We start from the raw sequence: 16,433 nt of genomic DNA, 5'->3' as shown, positions 1-16,433 counted from the left end.
GACATATAGTTGATGAAGCGGATGCAAAAAATTAAACTTTATAGCATTACAACCGATAGCTAATAGAGAAGAGTAATTAAAAACAGAATAAATTCTATATAGGAGAATTTAATGGCTTCCATATCATCATTAGGTATCGGTACGGGCGGTGTAGATACCGCCTCTATGCTGGAACAGATTAAAGCCGGCGAGCAGATGCGTCTGACGCCTTATACCAAGATGCAGACCAGCTATAAGGCTAAGATTTCGGCCTGGGGGCAAATCTCCAGCTCGCTGTCAGCATTACAAACTAGTGTAAAAAAGTTATCCGGCGATGCGTTTAATACCTTAACGGTGGGCAGTAACAAAGCCTTTACCGCTACGGCAACCAGCGAGGCTAACGCCGACAGCCATGTGGTGACCATTAACCAACTGGCCACCGCACATAAGCTAAAAACTGATGGGTTTGACAGTGCCGATACCATGCAAGGGGAGAAGAACGGCGGTACGCGCACTATCACCATCACGACTGGGGATGGTAAGACCACCAATGTCGAACTGAAAGATGATGAAACCTCGCTCAACCAAATTGCCAAAGCTATTAATAAGCAGGATGGCGGTGTTGGTGCGTCGGTACAGCGCACGGATGATGGTTATCAGTTGGTATTGACCTCGAAAAGCACCGGCTCTGATGGCGAAATGACGGTCAGTGTCGATGGAGACGAAAAGCTGGGTAGCATGTTGAACACCCAGAATGGTGGTTTTGATGAGGATAATCCAGCCAGCAGTGGCGATGCGATGAAAATGGTGACCTCTGCTCAGGACGCGAAACTCAGCGTGGATGGCAGTGAATATACCCGCTCATCAAATAACATTACCGATATTATTACCGGCGTGACATTGGTACTGAAAGAGGTATCGGAAGAGGGCAAATCAGAGCAGTTGACGCTCACCCGTGATACCTCGGCCATCAAGTCCAGCGTTAAAGACTTTGTGGAAAAGTACAATGCACTGCTCAAGCTAACTTCCGCCGCCAGTAAATATGTACCGAATGAGACTTCAGGGCTGACTGACTCCGATGTTGCCACCCAGAATGCCCAGAACGGCGCGCTGATGGGCGATTCCACCTTGCGTGGCATGGTGAGTGACTTCCGATCCGCAGTAAATGGTGTTTATGGTGACTCTGACGCCGATTATGGTTCGCTGGCCGATCTAGGGATCAAAATTGACGCAGCTACTGGGCAAATGACGCTCACTGAGTCGAAGTTGGATGAGGCTATTGCTGACAACCCTGACGGCATCGCTGATATGTTTATCGGTCGCGGTGAGAGCGAAGGGCTGGCCACCAAGCTGAGTAGCATGATCACTGATTATGCCGGTGATCCTGATAAAAAGACCGATGGCATCATTAAGACATCTACTGAGGGCCTGGATTCACAGGTCAAAATCATGGATGCCCAGATTGAAAAGACACAAAAGTTAATTGATGCCCAGGTTGAACGCTATCGGGTGCAGTTCCAGAATCTGGACAGCACCATGTCAAAACTTAACAGCATGAGCAGCCAGCTGGTTTCGCTGTTGTCGACAATTTAACTGTTGAATTAATTTACTGGCAGGTGGCGCAGGCTCCTGCCTATTTACTGCGGAGGAAATATGTATTCAAGTCAGGGGCGTAACGCCTACGCTCGAATTGACCTGGAGAGTCAACTGGCGGGCGCATCACCGCATCAGCTAATTTCATTGTTACTTGATGGTGCGCTCAATGCCGTTTTACGGGCAAAGATTCATTTTGAAAACGGTAATGTGGCACGGCGTGGCGAGATGATTTCAAAAGCTATCAATATTATTGATAACGGGCTGAGAACATCATTAGATCATGAGATTGGCAAGGAGATTGCTCAGGATCTTGAGAGCTTATATGACTACATGTCACGGACTCTTCTGCAAGCCAACTTACATAACTCTGCCGCAGAACTCACCAGCATTAGTGAAATTTTGACGAACCTTTCTATCACCTGGAAAGAAATTGAACCTAAGGAAAACAGGTAAACTATGGATAATTCATTATCAGAAGATTACGAAAATATTTATGAGCTGAACTTGAACTTGCTGGAAATGGTCAGGCAAGGGAAATGGGAGGAGTTTATTGAGTTAGCTGAAATTTATATTGTGACACTGCATGATGTTATTGAACGTCAACCAGCAGATATGATGCAAGACGAGAAGAAAAGCCTCAAAATCATTTTAACCAATCTGTTGGAAAATGAAGGTGAGATCACCAAAACACTCAAAAATCGTCTTGATGTATTACAGAAAGAAATATCATCTTTACATCTTGGGAAAAAATGCAACAAGGCTTATTCATCACAATTCACCTCTGCCTTCCATTAATGCCAGGAGAGGCTATTTTCACAATGAAATAGCCTTTAACATTCTTTGATGCGTTGGACACTCCAGCGCCACCTCCGTTTTTATCACCCGCACTTCCCTCGACAGGTTTTATATTATTCTGATGTTTTAAGCCGCTTATTGATTAACGATAATTAATGGTCAGTTGATTATTAACGACATTCAGTGGTGGCAGAAGTTGCCCCTGACTTTCGACAGAGTAAATAAAGTAAAAAGGCCCGTGGGATGTGAGTATGCCGTCGACACTTTTTTGACCTGCTAATGAATCCAACAGGATGCAACTCTGCTGGCTGCATAACTTTATCTGCAACCCCGGTGGGGGCGCAGAGAGCAGCTTAATACGCCAGCTAATACGTTGCAGGGTGGCTGTTGGCGGCAGTTCCGGCAGTAAGGGGCGGCTGGCCAGAGTTTGCCCGCCGACACTGATGATACCGCCAGCGCCATTACCACTCCATGAACCATTGGTGGCCGAAGCCACCAGTGGAGAGCTAGTCACAGCAAATAATATCAAAACGAACAGTTTCACTGCTTGCCTCCGATCACGAAGGACATTCGCACGGTGCGGTTGTTGCTGATCTCCTGATTGGAGATAACCGCCAACTGAGGAAACACCCGGCGCAGGAAACGCGATAGCATGAAACGCAAAGGTTGATTAACCAGCAGCACCAGTGGCGCACCGATAGCATCCTGCTGCAAAATGGCCTTTTCCGTTTGCTGCATAATATTCTCTGCAATACCGGGTTCAATGGCACTGCCGCTTTGGGTTGCCTGAATCAATAATCGTTCAAGATTAAGGTCGAGGCCAATTACCTGAATGTCTTCATTGCCAGGGAACCACTGCTGCGTGATGGCACGGCCCAACCGGATACGGACCTGTGCGGTCAGCTCATCGGGATCAGTTTGTGTAGAATATTCAGCGAGAGTATCGATTATTGTTCTGATATCTCGGATTGAAATACGTTCCGCCAGCAAGTTTTGCAATACTTTGTGGAAGGTTGTCAGTGAAATAACACCGGGAATCAGGTCTTCAACCAATTTCGGCATATCTTTCGTCAAACGATCCAGTAATTGTTGTGTCTCCTGACGGCCAAACAGCTCATCGGTGTGCAGCGAGATCAAATGATTCAAATGTGTGGCAATAACCGAACTGGGATCAACCACGGTATAGCCCAGCGCCTGTGCCTGTTCGCGCAACACTTCATCAATCCAGACTGCAGGTAAACCAAAGGCCGGATCCTGGCACGGCGTGCCGGCCAATTCACCTTCGGCACAGCCTGGGTTGATTGCCATCCAGCGCTCAGGTTGTGTTTCTCCCCGACCAATTTCTACCCCTTTCAACAAGATACGATAATCAGTAGGAGCCAGATCCAGATTGTCACGAATATGCACCGGTGGAGGGAGAAAGCCCATTTCCTGCGCAAACTTCTTACGAATACCGCGAATACGGGTCAACAACTGACCTTTTTGCTCAGTATCGACCATAGGAATCAAGCGATAGCCAACTTCTAACCCCAACACATCTTCATGTTGGACATCAGACCAAGAGGCCTCAGTTGCCTGAGCCGCTTGTGCTTCTGCTTTCATGGCGCTTTTATCGTCTTTGTTTATGCCGCGTTTAGTGCCAGTAGCATCGGCCAAGTTGCGCCCGCGCATCCACCATGCCAGAGCCAATAACCCAATGGTAAATAACAGGAAAACGAAATTGGGCATACCCGGAATAATACCGAGCAGGCCGGTTACACCTGCTGCCAGCACCATCACCTGTGGATTATTGAACAGCTGAGTCATCATCTGTTCACCGACATCCTGATCGGTGGCAACGCGTGTCACAATCACACCCGCAGCGGTGGAAATGATCAGTCCTGGAATCTGGGCAACCAGACCATCACCGATGGTTAGCAGCGTGTAGGTTTCACCCGCTTCAGCAAATGACATGTCATGTTGCAGAATACCAATAAACAGGCCCCCGATGACGTTAATTGCCATAATCAGCAAGCCGGCGATAGCATCACCGCGCACAAACTTACTGGCACCGTCCATCGAGCCATAAAAATCGGCTTCCTGAGTCACATCACTACGGCGGCGTTTAGCTTCTTCTTCGCCAATAATGCCCGCATTCAGATCGGCATCGATCGCCATCTGCTTGCCCGGCATCCCATCAAGGACGAAACGTGCGCCAACTTCTGCAATACGCCCGGCCCCTTTGGTAATTACCATAAAATTGATAATAACCAGAATGATAAAAACGATAATACCAATGGCAAAATTACCGCCGACCAAAAAATGGCCAAAGGCGTCGATCACCTGACCGGCGGCACCAGCACCGGTGTGACCATGCATCAGAATAATACGGGTAGAGGCAATGTTTAGTGCCAAACGTAATAGTGTGGCAAATAACAAAACGGTGGGAAATGCCGAGAATTCCAGCGTATTTTGCGTAAACATGGCAACCAATAATATCATCAGTGAAAGTACGATATTAAAGGTGAATAATAGGTCCAGGATAAACGGCGGCAACGGCAATATCATCATGGCCAAAATGGTCATGATTAATACCGGGCCTGCCAGTATTTGCCATTGCGTTTGTTTAAAATCCGGTAAACGTAATTTGGTGGCTAAATTTGCCATCACTCTTTACTCTCTTGTGCAAAATCCAGCGCAACAGGCACTGGAAGATTCTCAGGTTTTTTAGGAAGTATCCCGCTACCTTTTCGCCAGCGTTTTACGCTATACACCCAGGCCAGAACTTCGGCGACCGCGCCATATAACTCTGTCGGGATCTGTTCCCCTATCTCACAATGGCGATAAAGGGCACGCGCCAGCGGGGGCGCTTCAAGCATTGGAATACCGTGCTTAAGACCTTCCTCTCTGATGCGCAATGCAATGTCTCCCGCACCTTTAGCCAGCATGGTGGGGGCGGCAGTTCCGCCTTCTTTGTAACTCAGGGCGATGGAATAATGTGTCGGGTTATTGACGATGACATCTGCATTGGGAATATCGCTCATCATCCGTTGGCGTGCGGCTGAACGTTGCAGTTGTTTGATCCGTCCTTTTACGTGCGGATCCCCCTCTTGTTGCTTAAATTCATCACGTATTTCCTGACGGCTCATCCGTAATTTTTTAAGGTTGCTCATAATCTGGTAGAAAACGTCATAACCGACCAAGGGAATAAGCGCCAAAATAACCACTAATAAACAGCCGGAAACTATCGTCCGTGTATCTTTCAATGCAATGGTTACCGGCTCATAAATCAGCTGGATCATGTGTGCTTTATTACTCAAGATAAAAATGGCGCAAGCCGTTCCCACCAGAGTGACTTTCAAAACGCTTTTTAATAATTCAGAGACAACTTGTGTCGAAAACATGCGTTTGAATCCTGATAAAGGATTCAAACGCTTGAGATCTACTTTCAGAGACTTACCGCTTAAATTCAGCCCACCTAACAGTGCTGGTGAAGTAATTCCCGTGATGAACAATCCCAGTAATATGGGCAGTACCGCAAATAACGCATTCTTGAATAATTCATAAATGCGCAGCAGCATGGTATCGGTATCAAATACCAGTAGCCGGTCAAACATCAGCCCGTTATGGAGTAATAGAGCGAGCTTCCCAGCAACATGATTACCACCCACCAGAATCAGCAACCAACCGACCAGCAGCATCAGGATTGAGGTCAGCTCTTTGGATCGTGGAATTTGCCCTTCTTCACGCGCTTTAGATAGCTTGTGGGGGGTGGGTTCTTCTGTTTTTTCTACATCACTTTCTTCGGACATGGGTTCTGCTAAACAAACTGCCGCGGGGGCTGGCTAACATGACGGAGCTGTTAAAACCCCAGTGTTTCGAGTAGGTCATCAACCTGATCCTGGGTGGCCACAATGCCAGCACCGGATTGATTGATTTGAGGCCCATTCTTTAAATTGTCTGGTTTTTCATCAAAAGGAGATGGTGTGCCGGGCATATTTTCAACCAGCACCTGAATGAGTTCATTTTCCACACTCTCGATCAGTTTCATCATGTTTTGAATAACTTGACCGGTGAGATCCTGGAAATCCTGAGCCATCATGATCTCCATGAGTTGCTCATTGGTTTTGCTGGCAATCTTAGGGGTATCACAGAGGAACTCACGGGTATCGGCCACCAGTTCACGCGCCATCGGCAACTCAATCGGGTTTTCAAACCAGGCATCCCAGCGCACAGTCAGACCATTCGCTTTATCGCTCAGTTCATCTTGAAGCGGGCGGGCAATTTCTACGCAGGTTAAGGCACGATCTGCGGCCTGCGAGGTTTTTCCAACCACATAGCTTAAACGATCGCGGGCATCAGGAATGGCCTCTGCGACATCCATAATGGCGCGATCCAGACCGAGATTAGCCATGCTGTCGCGTAACAGGCGGGTAAGATGACCAATGCGAGAGAAAATATCTTTAACACTTTCTTCTGAATGTTTGTTTGGTGTTGTATTCATAAATCACCATCCAAGCTTTTCAAATATTTTGTTTAACTTCTCTTCCAACGTAGCGGCGGTAAATGGCTTCACGACATAGCCATTCGCACCTGCTTGCGCCGCTGCGATGATGTTTTCTTTTTTCGCTTCAGCCGTCACCATCAGCACCGGCAGTGTTTTCAGACTCTCATCTTTGCGGATTTCAGATAGCAATTGCAGGCCATCCAGGTTAGGCATATTCCAGTCGCTTATGACGAAATCAAATTTTGAGGTGCGTAACTTGATTAATGCATCCTGACCATCTTCAGCCTCATCGACATTCTTAAAACCGAGATCCTGCAGCAGGTTACGCACAATTCGGCGCATAGTGGCGAAATCATCGATAACCAAGAAGCGTATATTTTTATCTACCATATTTTTATCCTGTGAAAATGAAATACACCCAATAAAGGGTGCCTAATAAACGTAAAGGGGAATGGGTTAAATTCTGCGGGCCTGACCGACAATGCTATTGAGTATGCGTTGGCTGACATCTTGCAAATCGACAATCTCACAAGCAGCACCTAACGCAATAGCTTCACGCGGCATACCAAATACCACGCAGCTTTTTTCACTTTGGGCCAGTGTATGAGCACCTGCATTGCGCATATCTAATAGCCCTTTGGCACCATCACTGCCCATGCCAGTTAAAATAGCGCCGACAGCATTCTTTCCTGCGGATTTGGCGACAGATTTAAATAGCACATCGACCGCCGGACGGTGGCGGTTGACCGGGGGGGATTTATTCAGTTTTATATGATAATTCGCGCCACTGCGGATAAGTTCCATATGCAGATCACCCGGTGCGATATAAGCATGTCCAGGTAATACGCGGTCATTATCTTCGGCCTCTTTTACTGCGATTTGGCACAGGCTGTTGAGGCGATCAGCGAAAGAACGCGTAAATCCTGGCGGCATATGTTGCGTGATGACAATGCCCGGACTGGTTAGCGGCATAGGAATCAAAACTTGCCGCAAAGCCTCGGTTCCCCCGGTAGAAGAACCAATGGCAATGATTTTCTCACTGCCAACCAGTGGGCTGGTGAGCGTTTTGGGAGCAGCAGACAGTTTATCGCCACGTTTAACCTGTACCTTTGAGGCCATGCGGATTTTTTCTGCAATAATTTCAACATATTGCATCATGCCGTCTTTGAGCCCCATTTGCGGTTTGGTGACAAAATCGACCGCACCCAACTCCAGAGCACTCAGTGTTATCTCTGATCCCTTGCCGGTCAGCGAAGAGATCATAATGACCGGCATAGGGCGAAGGCGCATCAGACGTTCCAGAAAATCCAGACCATCCATACGCGGCATTTCTACATCCAGCGTTAATACGTCAGGGTTGTAAAGCTTGATCAAATCCCTGGCAATAATCGGGTCGGGTGCAGTTGCTACCATTTCCATATCAGGCTGATGGTTAACAATATCGCTCATGATGCTGCGTATTAGCGCAGAATCGTCAACACAGAGTACTCTTATCTTTTTCATAATATCTCTTGAGCCAGGTGATAAACCGATTGACCACGCAGACGGAACGGCCCGTTCATATTGCTAAAATGTTCAGAATGTCCGGCGAATAGAATGCCTCCCGGTTTCAGCATTCTGGCAAAGCGCTGCATCAGCTTTTCTTGCGTTTTTTGATCGAAATAAATCATCACGTTTCGGCAAAAAATGGCGTCAAAAGGGGCAGGAACGTCCCAATTTGCGTCAAGTAAATTGAGCTGCTGATAGCGAATACTCGACAGCAGTTCTTTCCTGACTTTCACCAGATTTTCTTGTGCACCGGTCCCACGCATGAAATATTGCCTTTTTTGCTCTGGGGTCAGGCTATCAAGGTCAGATAAGCGGTAAACGGCATTATTGGCTTTTTCTAAAACCTCAGTGTCTATATCTGTAGCCCATACTCTTGGGCCTGCAATGCTACGACCTAGTGTTTCATCCAATGTCATGGCAATAGAACATGCCTCTTCCCCGGTGGAGGCCGCAGTACACCATACGGTGTAATTTCCTGTTCTGGTGCTGGCATGTTCAGCCAGAATCGGGAAGTGATATGACTCCCGAAAAAATGATGTCAGATTTGTAGTGAGTGCATTAATAAAAGGTTGCCACTCATGACTATTTTGATTTAACTCAAGTTGCTTCACATAATCAGTGAAACTGGTGAGCTTAAGATCTCGTAATCGCCGGGAAAGGCGGTTATAAACCATGTCGCGTTTCTGTTCAGTTAATACGATTCCCGCGCGTTGATATATTAACTCGCTGATCTTTTGTAAATCTCTATCAGAAAGTTCTGCCTGAATACGCAATTTTTGATTACTCGATTTTGAATTTCGCAAATGTCACTGATACAAGCTATCCTTGCGACATGTAACATTGATAATTCTTGCCAATCTGTAGCTTGAGGTGTTTATTATTAAACGATGTATTAAATAAGTTATACGGACATATTCATGACATCCTGATATGCACTGACTAATTTATTACGTACCTGGACCCCGAGATTTAACGCCAGAGATGATTTTTGCAATGAGACCATGACGTCATTAAGCCCAATATCAGTGGCACCTGTCATATAATCTTGTGATTGAGTTTTAGCTTGTGTTTGCATAGCGTTAATACTGTTAACACTATTAAATAATATGTCAGAAAATTGTAATGGCTTTTCGACGTTTTGACGATCTGAAATTAATGGGGATCTTTGGGGGGCGGAAGTTTGCTGAGCCTGAAAATCAATTTGCTCCAGGACTCCCCTTATCGCTTGAATAGACATCAGTATTTCCTTTATATCGGCATGATTAATATTTTGCCGAACTTGATATTTAATAATCGCTATTTAATAACTGTAGCCTAACATGACATTTTACAAATAAAATAATCCGATAAGCTGACAGAAGTTTCAGCTTATCGGTACTTAAAAAAAACTCAATTAGAAGATAATACGCGACTGGAATTCTGTCTGTGTATTTACCGCTTCGTTTCTCATCCCCGTAAACCGGAGTGCTGATTCGCAATAATACGCCTACATTGCGTCATTTATATTTTCTACAGGACTACGGCATGAATGCCACGACAAACGATATCAGAAACAAAAATACAGCTAATTTAATGGCAGCATTAGAACGTATTCGTTCTAGTCCTAAAATTGTTTTACTCATCTGCGGTTCAGTGGCTATAACGCTTATTATCTCGCTATTATTTTGGGCTAAATCACCAGACTATCGGGTCTTGTACAGCAATATAACTGATCAGGATGGCGGAGCCATCGTTGCACAATTGGCACAAATGAACGTGCCTTATCGTTTTGATGATCGGGGTGGTGCCATTATGGTACCGGCCGATAACGTTTATGAAGCGCGCCTTAAACTGGCTCAACTCGGGTTACCTAAAGGGGGGGCTGTTGGTTTTGAATTATTAGATCAGGAAAAATTTGGCATTAGCCAATTTAGCGAACAGGTTAATTTCCAGCGCGCGTTGGAAGGCGAGCTGTCTCGCACCATTGAAACTCTGGGGCCAGTGACCAGTGCGCGTGTGCATTTGGCAATACCTAAGCCTTCAATGTTTGTCCGCGAGCAGAAGCAACCCTCCGCATCCGTTACCGTCAACATGAATAGCGGGCGTACGCTGGAAAGCGGGCAAGTCAGTGCTATCACATACCTTATCGCCAGCGCAGTACCAGGGTTAAATGCCGATGATGTCACGATTGTGGATCAAAATGGCCGCCTGTTAACCCAACGGGGTGGTCAGGCGATTCAAACCTCGCAGCTTAAGTTTACCAGTGAAGTTGAAGCGGATTTCCAGCAGCGAATTCAATCGATCCTTGCGCCAATTGTTGGGCGTAATAACGTTAAAGCGCAGGTTACTGCACAACTTGATTTTACCCTCCATGAGCAAACCGCTGAACAATTCCAGCCTAATACTGCACCGGATCGAATGTCGATCCGCAGCCGTCAGTCCAGTGATTCTGAGCAGGGCAGTAAGAATGGAGTAGGTGGGGTGCCAGGCGCATTGAGCAATCAGCCTCCAGTACCTGCGACAGCGCCCATTACTCAACCTCCAGCCACGACGCCAGCGGCTGCCGGGGCAACACCGGCAACACCAGGTGCAACAGGGACAAATGCGGCTGGAACTGCGGCAACGCCAACGCCGTTCAATAATCGTCGAGATAACACCACCAATTATGAATTGGATAGAACGCTAACTCATATCAAGCGTAGCACCGGCAGTATCGAGCGGCTCTCCGTCGCGGTAGTTATCAACTATCTGCCAGCAGCCGAGGGAGAACCGGCAGCGTTACCTAAAGAGCAGATGGAACAAATCAATGCATTGGTTAAAGAAGCGATCGGCTTCTCCGCCACCCGTGGTGACACGCTCAATATCGTGAACTCTCCATTCAGCACTGTGGAAGAAGAGGCTGCACCACCATTCTGGAAACAAGATGGATTTATCAATTTGCTGATGGCCGCAGGCCGTTATCTGTTGGTTGCCATTGTTGCGTGGTTCCTCTGGCGTAAGGCGATTCAACCTGCCTGGTTGAGAAATCAGGAGCTGATTCTGGCCCGACTGGAGTTAGAGAAAGAAGCCCGCCAGGCCGAACTGGATGCCAGCAAACGTAAAGCTGAAAGTGGTGCAAGAGCCAAAGCTGAGCAGCGCGTCGAAGCTGAACTTAATACGCAGAATCTGCGAGAACTGGCGGAGCAGGAACCACGGGTTATTGCTCTGGTCATTCGCCAGTGGATGAATAAGGACCTGAAGTAATCATGAATGCCTCTGAGAAAAGTGCGATTGTCATGTTGACACTCGGTGATGGGCTGGCTGCTGAGGTGTTCAAACATCTCAATACCCACGAGGTCAAACAAATTAGTGCCGCGATGGTCAATATGGGGGGGTTTACCCATGAGCAGCTTGCCACTGTGCTTAAAGAGTTCCAGCGTGACTCCAGTGAATATGCTGCGCTGAGTGTGAATACCAATGACTATCTGCGCAGTGTTCTGGTGAAAGCGCTGGGTGAAGAGCGGGCCTCAAGTTTGCTGGAAGACTTACTGGATACGCAAAATGGCGCGAATGGTATTGAGACACTGAATTTTATGGAGCCTCAGGCCGCATTCGATCTTATCCGCGACGAACATCCGCAAATTATTGCCACTATCCTTGTCCACTTGAAACGTGGGCAAGCTGCTGATGTCTTAAGTAAATTCGATGATCGCGAACGTAATGACATCATGTTGCGTATCGCCACCTTTGGTGGAGTGCAGCCGGCGGCGCTACAAGAGCTGACCGAAGTGCTGAGTTCTCTATTGCACGGGCAGAACCTGAAACGCAGCAAAATGGGGGGGGTACGTCCAGCGGCAGAAATTCTCAACCTGATGAAAACACAACAGGAAGAGGCAGCAATTGAGGCAGTGCGCGAGTTTGACCAGGAACTGGCACAGAAAATCATTGATGAAATGTTCTTGTTCGAAAATCTGGTCGAAATTGAAGACCGCAGTATTCAGCGCATTCTGCAGGAAATCGAAAATGAATCACTCATCATTGCTCTTAAAGGGGCTGAAGCACCATTGCGCGATAAGTTCTTCCGCAATATGTCGCGACGTCAGGCCGATATCATGATGGAAGATCTTAGCTCTCGCGGCCCGGTACGTATGTCTCAGGTGGAAGCTGAGCAGAAGAGTATCCTGTTGATTGTTCGACGTTTAGCCGAGTCGGGCGAAGTGGTTATTGGGGGAAGCGACGATGCCTATGTTTGATCGTGACCAAAAACTCGATTGGCAGGATTGGCAGCCTCAGAATCTACTGGATGATTTCGCCCAGCCTGAACATGAGATTGTCGAATCCTCAGGAGCCTATCAGTCTGATGAATTGTTACAGGCAGAGTTATCGCGCCTGCGTCAGCAAGCAGAACAAAAAGGGTTTGCCCAAGGTCAGACTCGCGGCGTCGAAGAAGGAAAAAAGCAGGGTTACGAGGCAGGATTTAGCCAAGGGCAACAGGAAGGTTTCGAGCAGGGGCTGACAGAAGCTAATGATCAACAGCGCGAGACGGGTGAGCGTTTCTCTCAGTTACTGGAAGAGTTTAAAGTCGCATTAGACAACCTCGACAGTGTGATCCCTTCCCGCTTGGTACAGCTATCCCTGACCGCGGCCCGTTCTATTCTGGGCCGGAACATTGTTTGTGATAACGCGGTATTGCTGGAGAAAATTCAGCAATTGCTGCAAGAAGAAACACTATTTAAAGAAAATGCGCAGTTATGGGTCAATCCGGCTGACATTGAAATAGTTGAACAGAATGTCGGTAAGTCGTTGGAATCATTGGGATGGGAGCTGCGCGAAGATGCACAAATTTTACCCGGTGGTTGCCGCATAACCTCGGCGGAAGGTGAATTTGACGCCACGATAACCTCGCGCTGGCAAGCATTATGCGAGCTTGGGCGCGAGGATTACCCAACATGACGATGCGCCTGAAGAATTGGTTGGAAGTAATTGATAGAAAAGAAAAATTAATCAGCTCGCTGCCCCCCTTTCAGCAGTATGGCAAGTTAACCCGTGCCACCGGGTTGGTGATGGAAGCCGTTGGGTTAAAACTGCCTATCGGCACGCTCTGCATTGTCGAGCGTAATACCGGTCATGGTGTTGATAAAGTTGAAAGTGAAGTTGTTGGTTTTAATGGCGAAATTCTCTATTTGATGCCACTCGAAAATGTCGACGGCATTTTGCCGGGCGCGCGAGTTTATGCGCTGGGGAGTGGGGCCGATATCGTCAAAGGTAAACAACTTCCGCTAGGGCTGGAACTTTTAGGCCGAGTATTGGACGCCAGTGCGCGGCCACTTGATGGGTTGCCTCCGCCAGGTTGCGTCAAGCATGCGCCGTTGTTTACCCCGCCAGTCAATCCTTTATTACGTGACCCCATTAAGCATGTATTGGATGTTGGTGTCAGAGCCATCAACGGCCTGTTAACGGTAGGGCGGGGCCAACGTATGGGGCTGTTTGCTGGCTCCGGCGTGGGCAAGAGTGTGCTGCTTGGCATGATGGCGCGTTATACCAAAGCTGATGTCATTGTGGTCGGGCTAATTGGTGAACGTGGTCGAGAAGTTAAAGACTTTATCGAGAATATCTTGGGCGAAGAAGGGCGTAGCCGCTCGGTGGTTATTGCCGCACCCGCTGATGTCTCACCGATATTGCGTATGCAGGGGGCGGTATACGCTACCCGCATAGCGGAAGATTTCCGCGATCAGGGCATGGATGTGCTGCTCATCATGGATTCACTAACGCGTTATGCGATGGCCCAGCGTGAAATCGCCCTGGCCATCGGTGAGCCGCCGGCAACCAAAGGCTATCCGCCGTCGGTATTTGCAAAATTACCCGCGCTGGTGGAGCGTGCGGGTAATGGCGTCAAAGAGGGGGGGTCGATCACGGCATTTTATACCGTGCTAACCGAAGGTGACGATCAACAAGACCCGATTGCTGATTCCGCCCGAGCCATTCTTGATGGACACATTGTTCTGTCGCGGCGGCTAGCTGAATCTGGGCATTATCCGGCAATTGATATTGAAGCATCCATTAGCCGGGCCATGACGGAGTTGATTGACCAAGTTCATTACAAGAAAGTTCAGACGTTCAAACAGCTACTTTCAACTTATCAGCGCAATCGTGATCTCGTCAGTGTCGGCGCATACGCAGCCGGTACAGACCCTCTGCTGGATAAAGCCATCCGTTTATATCCCGACATGGAGGCATATTTACAGCAAGCTATATATGAGAGCAGCAGTTATGAAGAGGCCAGCGAGCGTCTTTCTCAAATCTTTTCTGACATACCTAAAACGTAATATGAGTAATTAATTATGGCAATTACCAGCCCGATGGATGTTCTGCGCGATCTTGCAGAGCAAACACTCAACGACACCACCGTTGAATTAGGAAAAGTACAGCAGGCGTATACCCACGCGGCGACGCAGCTAGATCAATTGGAAAATTTCGAATTGGAATATCAGCAACAGTTACGTGCCAGTGTCGTGGGGAAAGGTCTGCCTATTGCCGAATTGTTAAACCGCCAATCTTTTATTGATTCTCTGGGGAATGTCGTCAAACAACAGGCCGGGCAAGTGGCTAAATGCCAGCATTCGGTAGATCAGACATTGCTGGTATGGCGACATGACAAACAACGTCTTAATGCATTTGAGACGCTTAAAAGTCGGGCTGATGCGGTGAAAACGCTCAAAGAGAATCGTCAGGAACAGAAAATGATGGATGAGTTTGCGCAGCGTGCTTGTATGGGAAAAGAGGTCTTATGATCGTCAAAGCAATACCAACCGTCAGTGGCATGACAACGAAAAGCAGCCAACAACCCTTAACCGATGCACTGGACTTTTCCGCAACGTTGGAAAAAAAACTGTCTGCATCCGAATTGAAGTCTGCGGTGAATGATAAACTTGCCCACCCTGAGTCACACTCTTTTGTTCAAGAGAACAGCGTTGATGAGTTAGACAAAGAAGAGATTATCGAGAACGTGCTGGACGCTCTTAGTGCCGATATACCGCAACAAGAACAGCAAACCGACCCTATTTTCTCTATCGACCCACAGTGGCAACAGTTACAGCAATTGGTTAGCAACACCGCACAAGGGGTTGTGGTGGCACCACTATCACCGCCAGCTCCATCACCTGCCGAAATGCCAGCTGAAAATAGTAGCGATGGGGCAACGACAACACCCCCTAACCTTGGCGAATCTCAGGGGAGGGAGTCACCGAGTGATACCACAAACTTGCTCGGGCAAATCATGCTGAAAAATCAGCCTCAGGCTACATCGAATAGGGTAGCAGAAGGTAAACAAGAGACAGGCAAGATTGCAGCTGAACAGCACGATGATTTCCTTACGTTGGTTAAACCGAATGAAGCGAACCAACAGGACTCTGGGGTAACGGCAGTCAAGCCCGAGATCACGGCGCAACTTCCACTAACACCAGATAACCGCTCATCAGTGATAACCGATATCAGCCTGCGTCCGACACTTTCTGGTGCTAATGATATATCTGCATCTCCAACCGCCGCGGCAGCTAACTCACCCGCGGTGCTCAATCAGGCGCTGGGAACTCCCGCATGGCAACAAGCGCTAAGCCAGCAGTTATCCTATTTTTCCCGTAATGGTATCCATAATGCTGAACTTCGCCTGCATCCGGAAGAACTTGGGGCATTACAAATCAATCTGCGTTTGAACAGTGATCAGGCACAGTTACATTTTGTGACGGAGAATCATCAGGTACGTGCGGCTCTGGAGGCTGCAATGCCACATTTGCGCACATCATTGGCAGAATCAGGCATTAATTTGGGGCAAAGCAGTGTCGGCGCTGATTCATCGTCATCGTGGGAGGGGTTCTCTCAGTCGGAGGAGTCAGCAACACCACATCATTTTGATGATGAGAGTGATGATTTGACACTAATACCCGAAGAGAATAGCGAAATAAATACCAAAACAATTCATTACGCCAACGGAATAAATACATTTGCTTGACATATTAAGTCATCAATTGAATTAGTGACAATAATTCAATTTCTTCAATGAATTGTCCTGGAG

Annotated in this window: 17 protein-coding genes; 9 read left to right on the top strand and 8 right to left on the bottom strand. The window is 47.6% G+C overall.

All coding sequences use genetic code 11. The annotated features are described in order from the left end of the window. The first annotated feature begins 111 nt into the window (after window positions 1-111). Genes fliD through HU019_RS16640 form a run of 3 tightly spaced genes read left to right on the top strand, consistent with a single transcriptional unit; the run spans window position 112 to window position 2,370 of the window. Entirely contained in the window at window positions 112-1,572 is a 1,461-nt protein-coding gene (gene fliD / locus HU019_RS16650; RefSeq protein WP_174848053.1) for a flagellar filament capping protein FliD, read from the top strand. Window positions 1,573-1,632: 60 nt separating this feature from the next. After that, on the top strand, window positions 1,633-2,028 hold the full coding sequence (fliS, locus tag HU019_RS16645) for a flagellar export chaperone FliS (RefSeq protein ID WP_076707244.1): 396 nt from the start codon (window positions 1,633-1,635) through the stop codon (window positions 2,026-2,028). A 3-nt stretch (window positions 2,029-2,031) separates the two neighbouring features. Further along, window positions 2,032-2,370 (top strand): flagellar protein FliT, encoded by a 339-nt coding sequence (locus HU019_RS16640; protein ID WP_227719314.1) that lies wholly within the window; start codon window positions 2,032-2,034, stop codon window positions 2,368-2,370. A 142-nt stretch (window positions 2,371-2,512) separates the two neighbouring features. Here the strand turns inward: HU019_RS16640 and HU019_RS16635 are convergent, their stop codons facing one another. The 8 genes from HU019_RS16635 to fliE all read right to left on the bottom strand — a co-directional run bounded on the left by HU019_RS16635 (window position 2,513) and on the right by fliE (window position 9,641). Continuing rightward, window positions 2,513-2,914, bottom strand: coding sequence for a flagellar protein FlhE (locus tag HU019_RS16635; protein ID WP_227739411.1), 402 nt, complete (start codon window positions 2,912-2,914; stop codon window positions 2,513-2,515). Continuing rightward, the gene (flhA, locus tag HU019_RS16630) at window positions 2,911-5,016 is read right to left on the bottom strand and encodes a flagellar biosynthesis protein FlhA (protein WP_174848052.1); all 2,106 of its coding nucleotides are present in this window, start codon (window positions 5,014-5,016) and stop codon (window positions 2,911-2,913) included. Before flhA ends, HU019_RS16635 begins: the two co-directional genes overlap by 4 nt. Continuing rightward, window positions 5,016-6,161, bottom strand: a complete 1,146-nt coding sequence (gene flhB, locus HU019_RS16625; protein WP_174848051.1) for a flagellar biosynthesis protein FlhB — start codon at window positions 6,159-6,161, stop codon at window positions 5,016-5,018. Before flhB ends, flhA begins: the two co-directional genes overlap by 1 nt. 50 nt (window positions 6,162-6,211) lie before the next feature. Next, window positions 6,212-6,853, bottom strand: a complete 642-nt coding sequence (gene cheZ / locus HU019_RS16620) for a protein phosphatase CheZ (protein ID WP_174848050.1) — start codon at window positions 6,851-6,853, stop codon at window positions 6,212-6,214. 3 nt (window positions 6,854-6,856) lie between these two features. Further along, window positions 6,857-7,246 (bottom strand): chemotaxis response regulator CheY, encoded by a 390-nt coding sequence (cheY, locus tag HU019_RS16615; RefSeq protein ID WP_174848049.1) that lies wholly within the window; start codon window positions 7,244-7,246, stop codon window positions 6,857-6,859. Window positions 7,247-7,312: 66 nt separating this feature from the next. Further along, window positions 7,313-8,359 (bottom strand): protein-glutamate methylesterase/protein-glutamine glutaminase, encoded by a 1,047-nt coding sequence (locus HU019_RS16610; RefSeq protein ID WP_174848048.1) that lies wholly within the window; start codon window positions 8,357-8,359, stop codon window positions 7,313-7,315. Then, window positions 8,356-9,207 carry a CheR family methyltransferase gene (locus tag HU019_RS16605; protein ID WP_174848047.1) on the bottom strand — a complete coding sequence of 284 codons (852 nt, stop codon included), beginning with the start codon at window positions 9,205-9,207 and terminating at the stop codon, window positions 8,356-8,358. Before HU019_RS16605 ends, HU019_RS16610 begins: the two co-directional genes overlap by 4 nt. Window positions 9,208-9,305: 98 nt before the next feature. Further along, on the bottom strand, window positions 9,306-9,641 hold the full coding sequence (gene fliE, locus HU019_RS16600; RefSeq protein WP_076707252.1) for a flagellar hook-basal body complex protein FliE: 336 nt from the start codon (window positions 9,639-9,641) through the stop codon (window positions 9,306-9,308). A 287-nt stretch (window positions 9,642-9,928) separates the two neighbouring features. Between fliE and fliF the strand changes: the two genes are divergently transcribed. The 6 genes from fliF to HU019_RS16570 are packed head-to-tail and all read left to right on the top strand — an operon-like array spanning window position 9,929 to window position 16,370. Next, window positions 9,929-11,626, top strand: a complete 1,698-nt coding sequence (gene fliF, locus HU019_RS16595) for a flagellar basal-body MS-ring/collar protein FliF (RefSeq protein WP_174848046.1) — start codon at window positions 9,929-9,931, stop codon at window positions 11,624-11,626. 2 nt (window positions 11,627-11,628) lie between these two features. After that, on the top strand, window positions 11,629-12,615 hold the full coding sequence (gene fliG, locus HU019_RS16590) for a flagellar motor switch protein FliG (protein WP_076707254.1): 987 nt from the start codon (window positions 11,629-11,631) through the stop codon (window positions 12,613-12,615). Then, window positions 12,602-13,315 carry a flagellar assembly protein FliH gene (locus HU019_RS16585; protein ID WP_227739412.1) on the top strand — a complete coding sequence of 238 codons (714 nt, stop codon included), beginning with the start codon at window positions 12,602-12,604 and terminating at the stop codon, window positions 13,313-13,315. Before fliG ends, HU019_RS16585 begins: the two co-directional genes overlap by 14 nt. Then, window positions 13,312-14,688: a flagellar protein export ATPase FliI gene (gene fliI / locus HU019_RS16580; protein ID WP_174848045.1), complete on the top strand. Its 1,377-nt coding sequence runs from the start codon at window positions 13,312-13,314 to the stop codon at window positions 14,686-14,688. The genes HU019_RS16585 and fliI overlap by 4 nt, the downstream gene beginning before the upstream one ends. Before the next feature lie 15 nt (window positions 14,689-14,703). Beyond that, window positions 14,704-15,153 (top strand): flagellar export protein FliJ, encoded by a 450-nt coding sequence (gene fliJ, locus HU019_RS16575; protein ID WP_076707257.1) that lies wholly within the window; start codon window positions 14,704-14,706, stop codon window positions 15,151-15,153. Beyond that, window positions 15,150-16,370: a flagellar hook-length control protein FliK gene (locus HU019_RS16570; RefSeq protein ID WP_227739413.1), complete on the top strand. Its 1,221-nt coding sequence runs from the start codon at window positions 15,150-15,152 to the stop codon at window positions 16,368-16,370. The genes fliJ and HU019_RS16570 overlap by 4 nt, the downstream gene beginning before the upstream one ends. Window positions 16,371-16,433 lie beyond the last annotated feature (63 nt).

Origin of the sequence: Yersinia artesiana, assembly GCF_902726545.1 — a bacterium.
Lineage (GTDB): Bacteria > Pseudomonadota > Gammaproteobacteria > Enterobacterales > Enterobacteriaceae > Yersinia > Yersinia artesiana.
Note: the sequence above shows the minus strand (reverse complement) of the source record. Positions and strands in the feature narration are given on the sequence as shown.

Bases quoted from the DNA above. Each gene is read 5' to 3' on its own strand.
- HU019_RS16640 (WP_227719314.1), top strand. From the start codon at position 2,032: ATGGATAATTCATTATCAGAAGATTACGAAAATATTTATGAGCTGAAC.
- HU019_RS16570 (WP_227739413.1), top strand. From the start codon at position 15,150: ATGATCGTCAAAGCAATACCAACCGTCAGTGGCATGACAACGAAAAGC.
- fliG (WP_076707254.1), top strand. From the start codon at position 11,629: ATGAATGCCTCTGAGAAAAGTGCGATTGTCATGTTGACACTCGGTGAT.
- flhA (WP_174848052.1), bottom strand. From the start codon at position 5,016: ATGGCAAATTTAGCCACCAAATTACGTTTACCGGATTTTAAACAAACG.
- cheZ (WP_174848050.1), bottom strand. From the start codon at position 6,853: ATGAATACAACACCAAACAAACATTCAGAAGAAAGTGTTAAAGATATT.
- HU019_RS16610 (WP_174848048.1), bottom strand. From the start codon at position 8,359: ATGAAAAAGATAAGAGTACTCTGTGTTGACGATTCTGCGCTAATACGC.
- fliD (WP_174848053.1), top strand. From the start codon at position 112: ATGGCTTCCATATCATCATTAGGTATCGGTACGGGCGGTGTAGATACC.
- cheY (WP_174848049.1), bottom strand. From the start codon at position 7,246: ATGGTAGATAAAAATATACGCTTCTTGGTTATCGATGATTTCGCCACT.
- HU019_RS16585 (WP_227739412.1), top strand. From the start codon at position 12,602: ATGCCTATGTTTGATCGTGACCAAAAACTCGATTGGCAGGATTGGCAG.
- fliI (WP_174848045.1), top strand. From the start codon at position 13,312: ATGACGATGCGCCTGAAGAATTGGTTGGAAGTAATTGATAGAAAAGAA.
- fliJ (WP_076707257.1), top strand. From the start codon at position 14,704: ATGGCAATTACCAGCCCGATGGATGTTCTGCGCGATCTTGCAGAGCAA.
- fliE (WP_076707252.1), bottom strand. From the start codon at position 9,641: ATGTCTATTCAAGCGATAAGGGGAGTCCTGGAGCAAATTGATTTTCAG.
- flhB (WP_174848051.1), bottom strand. From the start codon at position 6,161: ATGTCCGAAGAAAGTGATGTAGAAAAAACAGAAGAACCCACCCCCCAC.
- fliF (WP_174848046.1), top strand. From the start codon at position 9,929: ATGAATGCCACGACAAACGATATCAGAAACAAAAATACAGCTAATTTA.
- fliS (WP_076707244.1), top strand. From the start codon at position 1,633: ATGTATTCAAGTCAGGGGCGTAACGCCTACGCTCGAATTGACCTGGAG.